Here is a 19,211-nt window from a genome sequence, read left to right on the forward strand (position 1 = left end):
AAAATATTCTTTAGTATAGGTATGTTTTAAATGAAGGAGACAAGATGAAAACAATACTTTTCGTGTCACCAACGGGTACGCTCGATAATGGAGCAGAAATATCTATCGTCAACTTAATGAAGTTTTTAGCTGCAGAAGGATATCATGTAGTTAATGCAGCACCGATATATGGAGTTGCAACAGAAAATGATTATTCTAGATATTGTGAGTCCAATGGCATTGAATGCTGTTTGATCAATAGCCAACGTTGGTGGTGGGAAGATGCTCCCGCACATATATTTGGTTCAGAAGAAGAAAGAGTTGTTTCATATAGAGACACAATTAAGACATTAACCGAGATTATAAAAGAAAAACAAGTGGATGTGGTGATTACAAATACGGTAAATATGTTTCAAGGTGCTCTTGCTTCTTGTCTAGAATCTATTCCTCATATCTGGTTAATTCATGAATATCCAGAAAAAGAGTTTGCTTACTATAAGAATAAACTAGATTTTATTGATCAATTTTCCACGGATATATTTTCGGTCACAGGTGATTTAAACAATCATCTGAATAAATTATTTAATAGTAGAGAAATACTTCCTTTTGCGCCGTATACAGAACTAAAAAGTTCAAATATTCAAATAGGAAAGAAAAAAAGAATCGTTTCAGTTGGAAGAATAACCAAAAGAAAAAATCAATTGGAGCTAATTCGAGCATTCCATGAAATAAATAGAAAAGATATCGAACTAGTTTTTGTTGGCGGTTGGGATGAAGAGTATAAAAGAGAATGCGAACGATATATAAAGGAGCATACTATTGCATCAGTTTCTTTTACCGGGAATGTAGAGAATCCATGGGATATAGTTACAGATAAGGATATTTGTGTGTTTACATCAAGTTTAGAGACATATGGATTAGTTTATGTAGAAGCTTTACTCAATGGTATTCCAGTGATCATTTCGGACAATCCAGGCCATTTATCTGCATATGAGATGTTTCAACATGGGAAAATATATCCATTAGGTAATATTGATTCGCTTGTAGAGGCTATTAATTATTTTATAGACAATTTTGAAGAAGTAAAAAGTAAATCAGAAATGTTCATTAAAACAGCGAAAGAAAAATATCAAATCAAGTCAGTTTATCATGTTTTAATAGAAAAAATAAATCAAGCAAAGACAAATGAACATGCTATAAGACACATAAAAAACTTATTAGTAATCAACGAAAAGAAAAGTAAATTAGCAAATCTAGAAATAAAAATAAGAACCTTTGTGCAGAGAGTGATGTATAAAATTAAAAATAAATAAATACTTAAGGGGTTAAAATAATGGTTCGAAACAAATTACGAGAACCGCAAGGAATTTTTCTCGTACTAGCAACTCTATTTATAGGGATTTCGGTATTTTTAATGCCTATTAATAGAGTGCCCGATGAGATGAACCATGCGAGAATGGCATGGAATTCAATATTTGTAAGAACTGACACGAGTTTTGATTGGATGAATAGTGTTAGTGCAGATACTGAAATTAACAAAAGTGAATATAAACAGTTGTTTACGGAAAAAATTGATTTATCCGAGGAAAAATTTCAACCAAGCTTTGAATTGAAAAGAATTATGCATATTCCGCAAGTTTTAGGAATGATACTAGGAAGCATTGTTTATCCATCAATAGGTGTGATGGTAACATTGGGACGCTTATTTAACGCTGTATTTTATATAGCCAGTATGTATTTAATTATTACAAAGACTAGATACGGTAAATGGTCGATGGTGCTTTTATCTTTACTCCCTATAATGGTTCAACAAGCAGGATCATTATCTTATGATGCTGCAAACTTCGTAGCGATTCTTGGCTTTTTTGCCTTTTTAAGCCTAATGATTGAAAATCCTCAAATCAATTTAAAAAAGTTGTTTCAAATTTTGCTATTTGCTCTAGCACTATATATTACGAAAAGTAATAACTTTTTATTTCTATTGCTTCTGTTCCCAATCAATTTCATATTAGCAGGAAAACTTTCTCCTTTGGAGAAAGTTAATCAGCATATAAGAAAGTTGATCTTCAAATACAAATATATACTGATCGTCCTTTTGCTTGTTCTTGGGGGATTAGTAGGTATTAAAATGTTTGGTGGTATACAGGGAATTAAAGAATTACTGCTCGTTTTGGTGAGAACTCTATTTAATAATAATCTAAATGGACATTTAAACAGCATTTTAACCGTGGGTATGTTTGGTTATATTGGGTTGTTTTCGGTAGAAATCCCTTTGTGGATTATTTTTATAGATGTAGCTTTATTGGCTTTTATTTCTGCTCTGGATAGTGATTTTGAAATCAAGAAAATATTCGGATTTTCATCGTTAGCAATCATTGTAATTCAAATTTTGGCTATAATCGCTGGAATGTACTATGCTTGGACACCGCTAGTATTAGGAGAGAATGCAATAATTTCGGTAGGTGCACAAGGGAGATACTTTACTCCGTTTCTTATTTTTCTTGTTCCTTTTTTCATCTCATTAAAAGATAGCATAAAAGTCGAGATGAGTGAAAAGCTATTAAGGTTTGCTATAATATTAACTTTAGTATTCAATTTTATTGTTTCTACAGGCTTGGTTTTGGATACTTATTGGTTTTTATGATGGGAGAACTTATGAACAGGGTTGCTTATCTTTAGATTAGTTTTTTTCTTTTCTAATTCATTTTCAGTATAGAAATTTGCTGATTCTGTTTTTTCAATAATAGATGAAATGAGTTGTGTAAAATCAAATCTGGGTCAGAATGAACCACATTCTGGCTCAGATTTTTTGTTATCTTACATTGATTAATTGATTGATCAAAAAGATTCTAATTCTCATGTTCTCGAATGATTTAAATCCGTAGGATACTCGTTTCATTGTCTTTATGTGGGTATTCTTCGCTTCTATTTTTCCATTGGAATAAGGATAGATCATTGCGTTGGTGATGCCTTCTTCATAGGACAGAAGGTTTTGAAGCTTCTCCCGAAAGCCGTCATCTAACGTTTCGGGAAGTTCTGCCAATATGCAGAAAAATAAGTCAGGGTCTTTGTCTCGAAAGGCTTCAACTAATTCATGAAAAAAGGGATACGCCTCCTTCAGGGGCGTAGAAAACTCAAGCAATCGATCAATCATCATCGTTTCTGTCCCATAAAAATTATAGAGGCTGATTTTTTGAGGAGAATGATTAGGCGGTTGAGAAATAGAAAGCCTTATTCTCATTACATGATATAAATATCTTTTGGTGTCATGTTGTAACAGGAAACTTGAAATGCTTTTAATTTTCACTTTATAGATAATGGGATTATAAGAAGTCTGTTAAAATAAAATTTCGCTTTTTTACCAAAAAAATATTCATATAATTATATTATGATTAAAATAAAAAAAGGTGATAAATCAAGCAGCATTCTTTTTTAATTTACCTCTACTCACAATATAGTTGATTTAATAAATATTAAAGTAATAATCGCTCTTTAAAGAATCGATGTAAAAAAGGTATTTTAAGAAAACTTTTTTATGTACAAAAGTAGTATAAACGAGAGGATATTATGATTGACTTGCAATTCTGTCATGCAGGTCACCTTGGAAAGTGTAATTTGGCTGATACATAAAAAGTGGTTGTGGACAATCAAGAAAAATCTCCCCTCTTCCAGTTGCTACTATATATTTTTTATTTTAAGAGCGGATGTGAAATATTGTTGTTATTTGAAAAAAGAGTTTATAGATTAGACCAGCAAAATATTTTTGGATTTTGAATCGTGTTAAAAAAAATATTAGATTTCTATCAGAATATATTATTTCAAAAACTACTTAATCATATAGCTAACAAGAAAGTGATCTTTCTGACATGTTGCTTTGAGCAAGCGAAAAAAAAGACAAAAACATCACTTGGATGCTTTTGTCGGGGCGATTTATGAAGTATTCCATGCAGCAGCGATCGATATATTTTTCACTAATTATTACTATTTGTATTTATGGTAAGATCCGAACCTTTCATTATATACTTATTATAAAAACTTGAGTTTTTACTTAATTCAGAGGTAAATGTCTCGTATCCCAAGAATTCCATTAAAGTATTAGTATCAGAATATAAATTAGTACCTAGTCCTATTCGGTCGCCTTCTATTTGTACGCCTAGTGCGGCCAATGTTGTAGGGAAAAGATCGAGTGTGCTAAATTGACGCTCAGTGTTATTTAATGTAGTAATAGGAGAGTTGATGAATAAATTAAAAACCGTTCTCTGGTAAGTTTCTTCTATTGAAGCGAAGTAACCTTGGTCCATATTTAAATGGTCTCCAGCAATAACAATAGTTGTATTTTCATAAAATGGCTGTGCTTTTATCCAAGCAATAAAGTCGCCAATCATCTGATCCGAATAATAAATAACATTGCTAAGCTGTTCATCAAAAATCTCAGGTGTATTTTCATTTTTGTATCCATCTGGAAAATGAGTATCTGCCGTTAGCATAGTCAAATTAAATGGCTGGTCTAGTGATGCTTGTTCCAAAAGTGTGTTTTTCGCAAATTCAAAGAGTTTCTCATCCTCATATCCCCACCATACTTTTCTATCTTTTGGTATCCAACCATGGTCATTAGCATAATTATAATCCCGTATCTCGTAGTCTCCATGTTGCTCATAAAATTTCTTCCTACCGCCAAAATCGGCGTCTGACCCCAATAATAAAATTTGGTTATATCCGTTGTCATGCAATATGTCACCTATAGAGGTAATTCCTGGCATGAAATGTTCAGTATTGCCATAGTCGTTTTCACTATATCCGCCGGTCACACGTAAAGGCACGCCTGTGCTTTGTCCAACCATTCCTCCTACCGTAAATCCAACACCAGGAACTTGAATTGCCCCCCCTAACAGCTTTTGGTTGGAGAAATTTAGTCCATCTGAATATGAGAGTTCTGTGATATTAGGCATTAAATTTTCTTGTTGGGCGCCTCCAACAGCTGACGAAAGATAAGTTGTCTCTAAGGACTCAACAAAAATATAAATCAAGTTTCTCTTGTCCTCAGGAAAAGTTATAGAAATCGAATTTGGATCAACATAAAAATCTTCATATATAGTTGATTTTTCAAAAAAGTAAGCTTTCAATTCATTAAAACCAAGTTTATTAAGGCCTAATACTATATTTGCTAACAATAAAATTACTGTAAAAAAAATAGAAAGAAAGCATGATTTTTTTGAAAATTTGACTATTCTAGTGGTTTTCGAAGAACGAATCATAATCATGAAATAGAGTAGAATGATGATAATTTGTGTAATGACTATAGAGTTTAGTAAAGGACCTAAAAGATATGCGTAAATCTGTCCTTGATCAGTTCCAGTTAGCGGTTGAGAAAGTGTATAAAAAATTTCATCTATTCCAACGTTTCCGAAGTAGCTTTTAGTCCAATAGGCGCTATTAGAGGCCAAAAAACCTAAAAATGTCAACAATATCAGTAGTAGTGAAAGTGCAACATATTTTTTATCAATCTTTATAGGTTTCTCAAGCCAATAGTTTGAACCAAATCTAAAAATTGCATAGAAAATTAACGCAAGGACTAATGAGAGTATGGTCCTTACAACCGTACCATTTTCTGAAACCCTTTCTAAAAAAAGTACGACTCGAGTAAAATTGGATGAAATAAAAGTACTAAGGGTGAAATGAAAGCTAGCAATAAAAAAAGCGAAAAAAAGCCGCTTCAAAAAGGTAGAGCGACAGTAAAAAAACAAAATAAAAAAAAGACCCAGGCTTATAAGCATTTAAAAAATCCTCCCAGAAAAAACTGTTTTAGAAATAAGTGTCGTTAGCAAAAAGTTTAATATAAATCTTCGATTAAGTAAATTATTTCATTAAATACAATCTTAAAAAGATGAAGTATGATAAAGTAAGAAAAGGTTATATATTTTATTTGATTATTGAGATTTATTTAGAAGTCGAGTATAATTTTAAAGATTGAGTTTGTAGCGGCAGCTCTAGAATAGGAAAGGGGAAGAGAATGCATACCTTTGTAATTTGTGCATATAAGGAATCGCCATTTTTAATAAAATGTATTGAATCTTGTAAGAATCAGACGAGTGTTTTAAATAATAATTCCAAGATAATAATGTACACAAGCACGCCAAACGAATATATAAAGAAAATTTCTGGACAATATGGGATCCCTTTATTTATAAAAGAGGGAGGCAGTATTGGAAAGGATTGGAACAATGCTTTGTCTGTTGTAGAAACAAGATATGCGACAATTATTCATCAAGACGATCTCTACTTGTCAAACTATGGAGAAAAAATATTGAATTCTTTCGAAGAAAACAATAATCTTAATATAGTATTTTGTGATTATGAAGAAATTGATGAGCAAGACAACATAAGAGAACGGAATGTTAATTTGAAAATAAAGACCTTCGGATTGCATTTACTGAGTTTGTTGCCATACAAGAAATATCAGCGCAGAATATATGCTTTTGGTAATTTTATATGTTGCCCAGCTGTATCATATGATTTAGATCGGTTAAAAGATTTTTCTTTTAATGAATCTTTAAGAATGGCGGTTGATTGGGATGCTTGGGAACGCATAATGAAGCGCCATGGAGAAATATTATACATTCCTGAACGTTTGATGTATCATCGTATCCACTCAGAATCAGAAACAACGGTTAATACAGTTTCAAAGACAAGAGAAGCTGAGGAATACGAATTGTACCAACGTTACTGGGGAAAGACTATTGCGAAGTTATTGATGAAATATTATGTTAATAACCAAAAGAGCAATCAACTATGAAAATAAGGATGAGATAAAATTGAATCCCAAAATATTGTTAATCATTCCAGCCTATAATGAGGCGGACGGTATTGAAGATGTTATCCGCAAAGTAAATGATTATAGAAAAAATTATAAATATATCCTTGATTACATTGTAATAAACGACGGCTCAACTGACAATGAAGAAGAAATCCTTCGAAAAAATGATATCAACCATGTTGAACTTGTTAATAATCTTGGTATTGGTGGAGCAGTTCAGACCGGGTACATTTATGCTTTAGAAAATGATTACGACATCGCTGTTCAGTTTGATGGGGATGGACAGCATGATATTCAAAGTCTACCTAATTTGATAGAGCCTCTCATAAATGACGTAGCTGATTTTACTGTTGGTTCAAGATTTGTTTCTGATAGTAAATCTAGTTTTAAATCCACTGGTGCCAGGCAGGCAGGAATAAAAATTTTATCCAATTTAATTTATATGCTGACTGGTCTAAGAATAAAGGATGTTACAAGCGGTTATCGAGCGGGCAACAGAAAAGTTATAGAACAATTTGTTAGTAGATACCCAAGTCAATATCCAGAACCTGAGAGTTATATGCATTTAATTGCGAAAAACATTAGAGTAAAAGAAGTCGGCGTTAGAATGTTTGAGAGGACTAGTGGGAAATCAAGCATTCATTTGTTGGACTCAGTTGCCTATATGTTTAATGTTTCGATCTCTATATTGATTGCTTCTTTGATTGAGAGGGAGGATAAGTAATATGCCAATACAGCTCCAAATAATTGCTATTTTTTTAGCAATTGGTTTTTTATTGTTAACGATATTTTTAATTCGGAAAGATCATGCAGAAGTCAGACAAATGAATAAGTGGTTATTTTTAAGCGTAATCATGATTTTTGGCGCTTTGTTTCCCAGTTTAGGAACAAAAATTGCTCACTCATTTGGGATCACCACACTGACTTCATTAGCATTGTTTACATTAACTGCTTTTTTGTTATTTATTGCTTTAACAAGCAGTATTGCCTTGATAAATACCCAACGTCAAATTAAAACATTGACACAGCAATTGTCACTTTTAAAACATGAAATGAATAAATTAAAAAAGGAGAAACAATGAGAGGCGTATATCTATCGCAAGATCTATCGCATGCTGGTGGTATAGAGAAAAAAATCTATAGACAAATCGAAGAATTTGAAAAGAACAATTTTACTATATATAAGGCGATTAATCCCAAGAGAAATATATTTCACCTAATTCGCAATGTTATCCCATTTTTTTCTAAACAATATTTTATGTCTGATAATATTAATTGGATTGAATATGACTTTGTTTATATAAGAAAAGGCGCCGTCTTAGACAAAAGTGTTATTGACTTATTAACTAAAATAAAATTACAGAATCCGCAGATTCTTATTATTATGGAAATTCCGACATATCCTTACATAAATGAATTCAAGGGTTTGCTTAAATGGATTATAAAAAGCAAAGAAAAATTATGGGTTCCTAAGTTGAAATTGTATGTTGATTTGTTCGTTACTTATTCCGACGATAAAAAAATCTATGATATTCCATGCTTAAATATTTCAAATGCATACGACTTTCCGGAGCGTCCGCCATTAATTAAATGTTCGAGTGATTCAATACAACTCTTAGGCGTAGCTGCGCTATGCTTTTACCATGGTTATGATAGAGTCATCGAAGGGTTGAATAATTATTATCAATCAAGTAAATCACAACGCCAGATTCAGTTTCAACTAGTTGGTGATGGTCCTGTGCTTAAAGAATATGAACAATTGGTTAAAAAATATCAATTAGAAGACAAGGTTACGTTTCATGGTAGAATAGCATTTTCCGATTTAGATCGATTTTATCAGACAGCAGATATTGGAATTGACTCTTTGGCTCGTCATAGATCGGGTGTTTTTTATAATAGTAGTTTAAAAGGAAAGGAATATTTAGCAAAAGGTTTACCTATTATATCAGGGGTTAAAACAGAGCTGGATTCAGAAAATTTATCTTTTTATTACAAAATTCCCAATGACGATACACCGCTAGATATTGAAAAAGTCGTTGAATGGTATGATTCTTTGAGAAAAAACATGTCGAAGAAAGAACTGACAAACTTCATATACAAATATGGTAAGTCAAACTATACGTTTGAAAAAACGTTTCAGCCTGTGGTGGATTATTTAAAAGAACAAGAGACTAAAAGAAAATAAATTTTACTTTGTTGGTTTGCTATCCAATGGTTCAATCAGCGAGATATTGAGTAAAGAAAATAAAATTTATTTAGTTGAAAGGATTCTAATGGAAAATAATCAAACAAAAAACTTATTTAAGAACTCATTTATCACTGGAGTTATTTTTGTAATTCAGATGATTATGAGTTTTGTTACAAGAACTCTTTTTATTAAATTCTTAGGTGTTGAAATACTGGGATTCAATGGTGTAATAAGTAATATTTTGATGGTTCTATCTGTTGCTGAGCTAGGGATAGGACCTGCCTTGATTTTTTCGCTTTATAAACCTTTAGCGGAAAATGAAGTCGAACTAGTGAAAATTCTGATGAAATTTTATAAAAAAATATATACTTTGATTGGCTTAATAATTGCAGGACTAGGGCTCGTTCTAATCCCTTTTTTACCCTTTATCGTAGATAGTTCTGCTCAGATTGATCATCTGTATTTGTATTATTTATTGTTTTTATCAAATACAGTAGTGTCATATTTCTTCACTTATAAAAGAAGTATAATTATAGCAGATCAAAAGAACTATATAGTAGCTTCAAATGACTTTTTATATTGGATGATGTTTCAAATCTCAAGTTGTTTTGCTATAATGCTATATAGTAGCTTTACTGCGTATCTAATCTTTCAACTTTTAAGTACGATAGCTGCTAATCTAAGTATTTCTTTTATAGCGGATAAAAAGTTCCCTTATCTTAAGGATAAACCCAGTGATACACAGTTGCCGCAAAATTTAAAATCTGAAATAAAGAAAAACACAATTGGTCAATTTACCAATAAAATAGGAACTATGGTTGTTAACGGAACTGACAACATCCTTATTTCAATTTTTATAGGTTTATCTCAAGTAGGAATGTATGTGAACTACACGTTAATAGTTACTTCCGTTACAAATTTAATCAATCAGATTATTAATTCAATGACCGCTACAATTGGAAACGTCGGAATAACTGGTTCCCGTTCAGATTCAGTGCGTATGTTTGAAAATCATCTTTTTTTTGTTCATTCTATCGGCTACTTTTGTAGTTTCTATTTGATTGTGTTGTTTAACCCATTTATTATTCTTTGGCTTGGCAGTAAATTTACGTTTAGTTTTTTTACAGTAATATTAATTGTTTTAAATTTTTCTATAACAATTTCAAGGAAAAGTGCGCTTAGCTTTATTGATGCTTATGGATTGGCATGGTACCAGAAGTATAAACCGGTTTTCGAATCTATAGTGAATTTGGGACTTTCTATACTTTTCATCACAGTGTTCCATCTAGGCGTTGATGGGGTTTTGTTAGGAACCATCATATCCAGCATAACGATTTCATGTTGGTTTGAACCATATGTTTTATACAAACATGGTTTTTCTGAACCGTTTAAAAAGTTTGCAATATTAGCTGTTAAAAATTATGGCACAACAGTAATAGGCTTAATATTGGCAATTGTAACAGCTCTATTGACATCAGAGCTTAGAGGATTTCAAGGTTTTATTCTCCAAATTTTAATCACAAGTATAATATTAATATCTTCATTTATTGCTATTAATATTAAACGAAGAGAATTTCGTTGGTTCCTACACCTTGTTTTAAGAAAAAAACATAATTAATTTCTAAAACAGTTTCACAAGTGATATCATTTAATTAAGAAGAATTTAAGGAGGAGTTGTTTTGTCTAAACAACAGCATCCAGAAAAATCGTTTAAAGACGAAGTTTTAAAGTCTTTAGAGTCAAACCAAAACAAAGAACGGGATATAGGAAGCGAATTGAATTCTCAGCAAGAAAAGCGTCAATCAATCATTTCTCGGTCGAATAAAGAAAGCACAGAGAAAGAAAAATGCTCTAGAAGCCAAAGTAAAGCTTTTGGTCACAATAATAAAATAGACCCAAATAATGACGATTTAACGGGGAAAAACCAACGCAGATTGCAGCGCAGCAAGGAAGACAAAATAGTTAATAAGATCGTGATGATTGTTGTTCTTGTTTTCTTAATAATCGGCGGAATATTAGGTTTCTCAGCTTATCGATATGTTACTTCAAGTTTGCAGCCATTAGATCCCGATGATACTGAGAAGGTGACGATTGTTATTCCAAGCGGTTCTTCGAATAAAGCAATTGGTGAGATCTTAGAGGATGAGAACATTATCAAAAGTGGAATGATTTTTAATTATTACACAAAATTTAATAATCTGACGGGCTTTCAAGCAGGAACATATCATTTTTCACCAAATATGACACTGGAAGCGATAAGTGAGCAGTTGCAAAATGGCGAAGGCTCGGTCACCTCTGATGCAAAAGTGACGATTCCAGAAGGATTTGATGTTGATCAAATCGGTGATGCTCTAGCGGAAGCAACGAATATCTCGAAAGACGATTTCTTAGCTTTGATGGAAAGCGATGAGTTCTTTGAAAAAATGAAAGAAACCTATCCTGAGCTTTTAGCAAGTGCCGGCGATGCGCAAGGTGTGCGTTACCGACTAGAAGGATACTTGTTCCCAGCGACGTATGACTACTATACAGGGAATACCCTAGAAGAAGTCGTTACCCAAATGGTGGATAAATCAAATTCAGTCTTGTCGAAATATTTCGATCAAATCGCTCAAAAAGAAATGACGGTTCAAGAAGTCCTTACTTTGGCTTCACTTGTTGAAAAAGAGGGTAGTAAGCTAGAAGATCGTAAAAATATCGCACAGGTATTTTTCAATCGTTTAGCGATTGATATGCCGCTGCAATCGGATATTTCTATTCTATACGCGTTAGGTGAGCACAAAGAGCTAGTTACTTATGAGGACACTCAAGTTGACTCTCCTTATAATCTCTATGTGCATACTGGCTACGGACCTGGACCATTCAACAATCCAAGTGAAGCAGCGATCCAAGCGGTCTTAGATCCAACACCGAACAACTACTATTATTTCGTTGCTGATATTCATACCCAAGAAGTTTACTTTGCGGAAACCTATGAACAGCATATGCAATTAGTGGAACAATATGTAAACAATACCTCAAATTAAATTTTCATAGGTTTATAGTTTACATTTAAAAAAAAGCATGGTAATCTTTTGTGGACTCATCGCAAAAGATTACCTTTTGCGATTTATTAGAAGTTACTAAAAGGAGAAAAGAACTATGGTAGAAAAAGTTTACCCAATGACACTTGAAGGAAAAGAAAAGTTAGAACAAGAATTAGAAGAATTGAAAACGGTAAAACGCGGCGAAATCATTGAACGTATAAAGGTAGCCCGCAGTTTTGGCGATTTATCCGAAAACTCAGAGTATGAGTCTGCTAAAGATGAACAAGCGTTTGTCGAAGGCCGAATCACTACTTTAGAAAATATGATTCGTTTTGCAGAGATCATTGATAATGAGGGTGTAGACTCTGATGAAGTTTCCATCGGAAAAACAGTGATTTTTGTTGAGTTGCCTGATGGTGACGAAGAAGAGTACATGATCGTCGGTAGTGCTGAAGCAGATCCGTTTTCTGGGAAAATTTCAAATGATTCACCAATCGCTCGTGCCTTGATTGGGAAAAAAGTCAATGATGAAGTGACGATCTCAACGCCAGGCGGAGATATGCAAGTAAGAATCACAGAAGTAAAGAAAAGCTAATTGCTTGATCACTCGATCAATCTAGTTGACCCTGTTGTTCATTCTCCTTTAGGGAATTTGATCAAACAGGGTCTTTTTTCGGACCAGCGACGGATGGACAAACCATTTTTTTCAGGTATGATAGAGTAGAATTACTAGGAGGAGGAGCTTGAATGAAAAGTCCTTGGCGTTTTTTCTTTATTGTTGAAGCGCTCTTACTGCTTTTTGCGGTATGGCAAATTTTATCTAATCCGCCATTATTATTTTTATTAATACTTGGTGTGACGTGCTTGGTCCTTGTGAACCGAAGTGAGCGCAAGAGCAATTTTAAAAATTTCTTGATGGTCTCAAGTTCCATTGCTATTTTGATCAGTTTGTTAAATAGTCCAGCACTGTGGCTGATGCTGATTTTTGCGATTTTATTTATTGGTTTAAAAGGAGTCGAGATTACCGGAATCGACTTAACTAAAAATTCATTCTGGCGCAAAAAACAAATGATTATCGTTGAAACTGAAGAACCCAAAGCTGATCATCCACTGAAACAAAAGCAGCAATGGTTAGGCAATGAACGGATCGGCAGTCAAGTCTATGAATGGGACGATATCAATTTAGATATCTTGACGGGAGACACTTTCATCGATCTAGGCAACACTTTATTGCCTAAGAAAGAAAACGTCGTGATCGTACGAAAAGGCTTTGGCAGAACTCGTATTTTAGTGCCTGCTGGTATAGCAATCAAATTAGAGCACAGTACTTTTATTGGCTCTGTAATCTTTGAAGGCGAAGAAACGAGCTTGAAAAATGAAAAAGTGACGATCTACAGCCCTGATTATGGCGAAAATAGTCGGCGTTTGAAAATCTTGACGAATACCCTTGTTGGTGATGTTGAGGTGATTCGGGTATGATCGGGAAATTTTCAAGAGGCATGATCGCTTTTTATGCAGGATTAGCAAGTTTTTTTACCATGATTTTGATGCTGTTTTCCTATTTGTATGCCAGTGGGAAAAATAATTGGCTGATAGAAGTCTTTCAAATCAAGCTCTTCTTTATCCCAATCGTCTTTCACTTACTTGTAATATCTGCATTGATTGCTTTAGCTATCTTTTTACTGATTTCTTTTTTTCGCAACCGTCAATACGGTCCAGTGGAAGAAAAGTTAAGACTGTTAGCCAGCGGCTATATCGATAGCCCTTTATTAGAAACAAAAATCCCCCATGCGTCTGAAAACCATTTGATTGCGAATGTGGATCGTGATATTGCCAGTATCCAATCGAAGATGAAACAGATGTCGATGGAATTACAGCAATTGAATGCGAAACCGCAGTTTGTTGATGGTCAGACGAAAGAAGAGATTTTAGAAGCAGAAAGGCAGCGTCTGGCTCGTGAATTGCACGACTCTGTTTCTCAACAGCTGTTTGCCGCCATGATGATGATGTCTGCACTAAATGAGCAAGCGATTCGAACAGATGCTCCAGAAAGCCAAAAGAAACAGTTAGCTATGGTCACAGACATTATCAATGCTTCGCAATCTGAAATGCGGGCGCTCTTGCTTCATCTACGACCTGTTACTTTGGAAGGGAAGAGTCTAAAGCAAGGAATCGAGCAATTGTTAAAAGAATTAGAGACCAAAATCAAAATTCTATTGACTTGGGATATTGAAGACTTTACGATGCCTAGTTCGATTGAAGATCAACTCTTTCGTGTGATCCAAGAACTCTTGTCTAATACACTGCGTCACGCCAAGGCCAATGAGTTGGAAGTTTACTTGCATCGTATTGATAATAACGTGTTATTGCGGGTGATCGATGACGGTGTTGGCTTTGATCCACAAGATCAAAAGGCTGGCAGCTATGGCTTGATGAATATCCGAGAACGGGTAAGTGCCGTTGGCGGAACGTTGAAAATTATTAGTTTTAAAAATCAAGGAACCAGTATTGAAATCAAAGTTCCACTGTTGAAGGAGGCATAACGTATGATTAAAGTGTTGTTAGTTGATGACCATGAAATGGTTCGTCTGGGGGTCTCTTCTTATCTATCGATTCAAGACGATATAGAAGTAATTGGGGAAGCGGAAAATGGTCGAGTCGGGTATGAAAAGGCATTGGAATTACGTCCAGATGTGATTTTGATGGATTTGGTGATGGATGAAATGGATGGGATCGAATCTACGAAATTGATTTTAAATGATTGGCCCGAAGCAAAAATCATTATTGTCACTAGTTTTATTGATGACGAAAAAGTCTATCCTGCAATAGAAGCGGGTGCGGCAGGTTACCTGTTAAAAACGTCTACTGCTCATGAGATTGCGGAAGCCATTCGTGCAACCCAGCGAGGAGAGCGGGTCTTAGAACCCGAAGTCACTACGAAAATGATGGATCGTTTGACGAATCGGACACCGATCCTGCATGAAGATTTGACCAATCGGGAACAAGAAGTGTTACTGTTGATCGCCGAAGGAAAGAGCAACCAAGAGATTGCGGATGCACTCTTCATTACGCTGAAAACAGTGAAGACACATGTGTCAAATATCTTATCAAAATTAGAAGTAGAAGATCGTACACAAGCCACGATATATGCTTTTAAACATGGCTTGATAAAATAAAATCTTAATAATCATACCTCCTCATGGCAAGCAGGGGAGGTTTTTGTTATACTAAATAATGATCTGGCAAACAAAGGAGCGTTTGTGGTGAAGCAAAATTATGCAATTATTGGATTAGGCCGTTTCGGTGGTAGTATTTGTCGTACGTTGATTGAATCAGGTCAAGAAGTATTGGCGATCGATAGCAACGAAGATCGTGTCAATGAGTATATGAATATCGCCACCCATGCAGTGGTCGGCAACGCACAAGATGAGATGACGTTACGTTCATTGGGTATCCGTAACTTTGACCATGTCATTGTTGCGATCGGTGAGGATATTCAAGCCAGTATTTTGGTGACCTTGATGGTAAAAGAAATGGGTGTTCCTAATATCTTAGCGAAAGCCCAAAACGAATACCATGCCCGTGTACTGGAAAAACTCGGCGCAGACCGTGTCGTCCATCCCGAACGTGACATGGGGATTCGCATCGCCCATAATCTAGTTTCCAAAAATATCTTAGATTATATTGAACTATCTGATGAATTTTCTCTAGCAGAGATTCGTGTGTCCAATCCACGTTTTTTCAATAAATCCCTGATTGAACTGAATTTTCGACAAAAGTATGGTCTGACAGTCGTTGCGATTCGTCGGGGACCAGGACAAGTGATCGTTTCGCCTGATGCAGAGGCGATCGTGCGTGAAAATGACAATTTACTCGTGATCGGCAATACAGATGATGTAGATATACTTGATGAACATATGAATGATTAGGAGTGAAGAAAATGAACTTAACAATAAGTCCTGAAGCAATGCAATGGTTTAAAAAAGAATTGGTGGTAGACCAAGGAAGCGGGATTCGTTTTTTCGGAAAAATTTATGGCAAAACACAAGTGCATGACGGATTTTCCGTGGGAATGTCAGTCGATAAACCAGAACGTCCGATCGTCGAACAAACCATTGATGGCTTGCTTTTTTTTATTGATGAAGCAGACGAATGGTTTTTCAAAGGCTATGATCTAACTGTGGACTATGATGAAACGTTAGATGAACCGAAATATGATTTTAGCGAAGATAAAAAATAATGTGGATTCGGTCCCAGCTGACCGATTTCCCACGATTGGCTCTAGGAGATGAAACCGATGTTATCAATTGTTGTACCTTGTTTTAATGAAGAGGCAAGCTTGCCGATTTTTTTTGAAGAAACAGAAAAAGTGAAGAAACACTTAAATATGCCTTTTGAATATATTTTTGTTAATGACGGGTCTTCAGATCAAACTCTGTCTGTTTTAAGAGACTTGTATCACGCCCACCCTGAAAGTGTTCGCTATCTATCTTTTTCGAGAAACTTTGGCAAAGAAGCTGCTCTTTATGCGGGGCTACAAGCTGCTAGAGGCGATTTTGTCACTGTAATGGATGCAGATTTACAAGATCCGCCGTCATTACTACCTGAAATGTTTTCTTTGCTAAGAAGTAAACCAGAGCTTGACTGTGTGGGTACGAGACGTGCCGATAGAAAAGGTGAGCCAAAGATTCGCAGTTTTTTTTCGAACTCGTTCTATAACATCATCAACAAAATTGCCGATACTGAAATGGTAAACGGTGCGCGAGATTTTCGCTTGATGCGCCGCAATATGGTTGATGCAGTTTTACAGCTGTCAGAGTACAATCGCTTTTCAAAAGGGATCTTCAGCTGGGTTGGGTTTGATACAGAATACATCGCCTATGAGAATCGAGAAAGAGTAGCGGGTGAGACGTCCTGGTCATTTTGGAAGTTATTCCAATATTCGATCGATGGCATCGTCAATTTTTCAGATACACCTTTGAATATCGCCTCGTTTATTGGTGCGCTTTCCTGTTTTGGTTCTCTGATTGCTTTGATCTTTATTGTGATAAGAACCTTTATTTTTGGAGATCCGACATCAGGGTGGCCTTCAATGGTCAGTATCTTCTTATTTGTTGGTGGATTGCAATTGCTTTGTTTAGGGATCATCGGCAAGTATATCGGAAAAATTTTCTTAGAGACTAAAAATAGACCCTTGTACTTCTTGAAAGAAACCGAAAAAGACCAAGAAAAACAATGATAAAATAAAAGTGTACAATTTGAAGGGGTTGCCTTCAACTGTACACTTTTTTTTTCGGAAAGAATTTGTTAGTATCCCTTATCCAAGTTTATCTCATTTTTAACAAGTTCTTGTTTTGTTAAAAATTGTTGGAAATTCGCTAAGAAAATATCCATAAATGCCTTTTGAAAATGGGGCGTGTGTCCTGAGATATGAGGAGTAATCAACAGGTTTTCGGTATGCCATAGCGGATCATTTTCTGGTAGAGGTTCCTCTTCAAAAACATCTAGTGCGGCAAATGCCAGCTGCTTTTTCTCTAATGCCTTTGTTAATGCGGCAGTATCCACGCTAGGACCACGACCGACATTATAAAATGAAGCAGAAGGCTTCATTTGTGCAAAAAAGGCTTCATCATACAAATGTGTGGTTTCTTCTGTCAGTGGAAGAATATTGATGATGCAATCGGCGGTTTTTGCGCAAGCGTGTAAGTCAGATAACGCAAACGTTTTTTCAAAACCCGCCACCTCATGGCCGCTTGTATTAATGCCGATCGGATGTACACCAAAAAAGGTTAATGCTTTGGCTAATCTTTGGCCGATTTGTCCCGTACCAACGATCAAAATCTCTTGATCAGATAGCTTTGCATAAGGAATCGTATCCGGTGCCCATTGCTGTTTTCTTTGTTGTTGGATTGCTTGGAAAATCCCGCGGTTTTCCATAAAGAGCAAAGCCAATAAATGGTCTGTAATCGATTCTGCATGGATGCCACTGCCATTTGATAAGAGAATGTCGTATTTTGCAAACTCTTTTAATGGCAAGGTGTCCACACCAGCCGAAATCGCTTGGACCCATTTCAAATTTGTTTTTTCGGTTAACAGGTGTTCGTTCCATGCTGGCTTCCAACCGATAGTGATTTCCACTTGTGACCAATCAATTGCTTGGTCCTTTGAGTACACGATAAATTGATAGTCTTTTTCCATTTGTTCCACATACGTGTCGCGAAAGTTGCGAGTGGCTAAGATTATTTTTTTCATTGCCAAGCCTCCTTGTATCTTAAGTGTAGCAAAGAATGAGAAAAAAGCCATGTTCAATGAATTGAACATGGCATAGATCATTTTTTTAATTGTATTTTTGGTGAATCTTTGACACCTTGTGTAAATAAGAATAGGGAACCAAACAAAATAAAGGTGGTAGCATCAAAGGAAGGCAGCGCTAGTTGTACAATAACACTAATGAGTGTAGGCAATGCAGCACAGACAATGAGAATCTTTAAATTTTCGAAAAAGGTATAAGAGAATAGCTTCAATTTCGTATAGATCGTTGCAATAAAGGTTCCCATGATTAAGGTGATCAGTAAGCTGACAAACGTGGGATATAAGGCGACAAAAAAGACAATGATTTTTATCAGCCATGGGATCGCTTGGTTGGATAAGGTTTCACGAATCGCCTGACCGTTAAGATTACGCAGTGCTGGTTCACTATAATCAAATTCTAATTGGTTTGAATCGAACATAGACGTTGAGAAACCAGAAGAAGGGATACGAATGACCAGCTGATCTTTTAACAAACCTACTGCGATCACCGAGCCGGTGACATCAGATGCAATATCCGCTGGTGTACGATTGCCATCAGGATCAAAAGTAAAGATGATCGAATCGGTTTGATAGATGAATCCTTGCGTATTTGGAGCGGCAGAAAGCTGTCCATTTTCGATCGTGAAATCAGGAATCGTTTCTCCGATTTTTTGTCCATCTGCTTGCACATCACGAAAGACGCCTAAGACATTGATGGTAATTGGCAAAGCCATCATCACGGCTGCACCTAATAGAAAAACGATCACTTTGGAAAACTCTGCTTTTTTGACGAATTTTAGCTCTGGTATTCGAAAAAAAGCAATTTTAAATAGTTGGACGATAGTCATTTGCTGATAAACTCCTTTGTGGTATAACTAGAGTAATTGTAACGAAGGGTTCTCAGGATTACAAGGAA

General features: G+C 35.2%; 18 protein-coding genes and 1 pseudogene. 15 read left to right on the forward strand and 4 right to left on the reverse strand.

Features of this window, described 5'->3' with window-relative positions; genetic code table 11:
• Window positions 1-44 precede the first annotated feature (44 nt).
• The gene (locus P0G38_RS06080) at window positions 45-1,292 is read left to right on the forward strand and encodes a glycosyltransferase family 4 protein (RefSeq protein WP_010749355.1); all 1,248 of its coding nucleotides are present in this window, start codon (window positions 45-47) and stop codon (window positions 1,290-1,292) included.
• A gap of 20 nt (window positions 1,293-1,312) precedes the next feature.
• Window positions 1,313-2,623, forward strand: a complete 1,311-nt coding sequence (locus P0G38_RS06085; RefSeq protein WP_010749356.1) for a DUF2142 domain-containing protein — start codon at window positions 1,313-1,315, stop codon at window positions 2,621-2,623.
• A 168-nt stretch (window positions 2,624-2,791) separates the two neighbouring features.
• On the opposite strand, the pseudogene P0G38_RS06090 reads toward P0G38_RS06085, so the two are convergent.
• Both P0G38_RS06090 and P0G38_RS06095 read right to left on the reverse strand, forming a co-directional pair.
• Window positions 2,792-3,145, reverse strand: a pseudogene (locus tag P0G38_RS06090) (transposase); the annotation flags it as partial.
• 805 nt (window positions 3,146-3,950) lie between these two features.
• The gene (locus P0G38_RS06095) at window positions 3,951-5,753 is read right to left on the reverse strand and encodes an LTA synthase family protein (protein WP_275854482.1); all 1,803 of its coding nucleotides are present in this window, start codon (window positions 5,751-5,753) and stop codon (window positions 3,951-3,953) included.
• A 236-nt stretch (window positions 5,754-5,989) separates the two neighbouring features.
• Here P0G38_RS06095 and P0G38_RS06100 point away from each other — a divergent pair, with 236 nt between their 5' ends.
• From P0G38_RS06100 to P0G38_RS06160, 13 genes are all read left to right on the forward strand, one after another.
• Window positions 5,990-6,772: a glycosyltransferase family 2 protein gene (locus P0G38_RS06100; protein ID WP_060792197.1), complete on the forward strand. Its 783-nt coding sequence runs from the start codon at window positions 5,990-5,992 to the stop codon at window positions 6,770-6,772.
• Complete coding sequence (locus P0G38_RS06105) at window positions 6,741-7,517, forward strand: glycosyltransferase family 2 protein (RefSeq protein WP_051095375.1); 777 nt, start codon at window positions 6,741-6,743, stop codon at window positions 7,515-7,517. Before P0G38_RS06100 ends, P0G38_RS06105 begins: the two co-directional genes overlap by 32 nt.
• Window position 7,518: 1 nt before the next feature.
• Complete coding sequence (locus P0G38_RS06110; RefSeq protein WP_010749362.1) at window positions 7,519-7,875, forward strand: DUF2304 domain-containing protein; 357 nt, start codon at window positions 7,519-7,521, stop codon at window positions 7,873-7,875.
• Entirely contained in the window at window positions 7,872-8,978 is a 1,107-nt protein-coding gene (locus P0G38_RS06115; protein WP_275854491.1) for a glycosyltransferase, read from the forward strand. The genes P0G38_RS06110 and P0G38_RS06115 overlap by 4 nt, the downstream gene beginning before the upstream one ends.
• Window positions 8,979-9,066: 88 nt before the next feature.
• Window positions 9,067-10,599: a lipopolysaccharide biosynthesis protein gene (locus tag P0G38_RS06120; protein WP_275854494.1), complete on the forward strand. Its 1,533-nt coding sequence runs from the start codon at window positions 9,067-9,069 to the stop codon at window positions 10,597-10,599.
• Window positions 10,600-10,660: 61 nt separating this feature from the next.
• Window positions 10,661-12,004 (forward strand): endolytic transglycosylase MltG, encoded by a 1,344-nt coding sequence (mltG, locus tag P0G38_RS06125; protein ID WP_275854497.1) that lies wholly within the window; start codon window positions 10,661-10,663, stop codon window positions 12,002-12,004.
• 115 nt (window positions 12,005-12,119) lie between these two features.
• The gene (gene greA, locus P0G38_RS06130) at window positions 12,120-12,599 is read left to right on the forward strand and encodes a transcription elongation factor GreA (RefSeq protein ID WP_005229556.1); all 480 of its coding nucleotides are present in this window, start codon (window positions 12,120-12,122) and stop codon (window positions 12,597-12,599) included.
• Window positions 12,600-12,751: 152 nt separating this feature from the next.
• Window positions 12,752-13,483: a cell wall-active antibiotics response protein LiaF gene (liaF, locus tag P0G38_RS06135; RefSeq protein ID WP_010749367.1), complete on the forward strand. Its 732-nt coding sequence runs from the start codon at window positions 12,752-12,754 to the stop codon at window positions 13,481-13,483.
• Window positions 13,480-14,547: a sensor histidine kinase gene (locus tag P0G38_RS06140; protein WP_081117280.1), complete on the forward strand. Its 1,068-nt coding sequence runs from the start codon at window positions 13,480-13,482 to the stop codon at window positions 14,545-14,547. The genes liaF and P0G38_RS06140 overlap by 4 nt, the downstream gene beginning before the upstream one ends.
• Window positions 14,548-14,550: 3 nt before the next feature.
• Window positions 14,551-15,180, forward strand: coding sequence for a response regulator transcription factor (locus P0G38_RS06145; RefSeq protein WP_005229563.1), 630 nt, complete (start codon window positions 14,551-14,553; stop codon window positions 15,178-15,180).
• Between the two features lie 87 nt (window positions 15,181-15,267).
• Window positions 15,268-15,933, forward strand: coding sequence for a potassium channel family protein (locus P0G38_RS06150; protein WP_005229566.1), 666 nt, complete (start codon window positions 15,268-15,270; stop codon window positions 15,931-15,933).
• An 11-nt stretch (window positions 15,934-15,944) separates the two neighbouring features.
• Window positions 15,945-16,244 (forward strand): HesB/YadR/YfhF family protein, encoded by a 300-nt coding sequence (locus P0G38_RS06155; RefSeq protein WP_005229567.1) that lies wholly within the window; start codon window positions 15,945-15,947, stop codon window positions 16,242-16,244.
• Between the two features lie 57 nt (window positions 16,245-16,301).
• The gene (locus P0G38_RS06160; protein WP_010749368.1) at window positions 16,302-17,243 is read left to right on the forward strand and encodes a glycosyltransferase family 2 protein; all 942 of its coding nucleotides are present in this window, start codon (window positions 16,302-16,304) and stop codon (window positions 17,241-17,243) included.
• Window positions 17,244-17,311: 68 nt separating this feature from the next.
• Here P0G38_RS06160 and P0G38_RS06165 read toward each other — a convergent pair whose 3' ends face one another.
• Both P0G38_RS06165 and P0G38_RS06170 read right to left on the reverse strand, forming a co-directional pair.
• Complete coding sequence (locus P0G38_RS06165; protein WP_275855222.1) at window positions 17,312-18,307, reverse strand: phosphoglycerate dehydrogenase; 996 nt, start codon at window positions 18,305-18,307, stop codon at window positions 17,312-17,314.
• 26 nt (window positions 18,308-18,333) lie between these two features.
• Window positions 18,334-19,143: a DUF1189 family protein gene (locus P0G38_RS06170; protein ID WP_275854510.1), complete on the reverse strand. Its 810-nt coding sequence runs from the start codon at window positions 19,141-19,143 to the stop codon at window positions 18,334-18,336.
• Between the last annotated feature and the right edge of the window lie 68 nt (window positions 19,144-19,211).

The sequence above is a fragment of the Enterococcus casseliflavus genome (genome assembly GCF_029215545.1).
Classification (GTDB): domain Bacteria; phylum Bacillota; class Bacilli; order Lactobacillales; family Enterococcaceae; genus Enterococcus_D; species Enterococcus_D casseliflavus.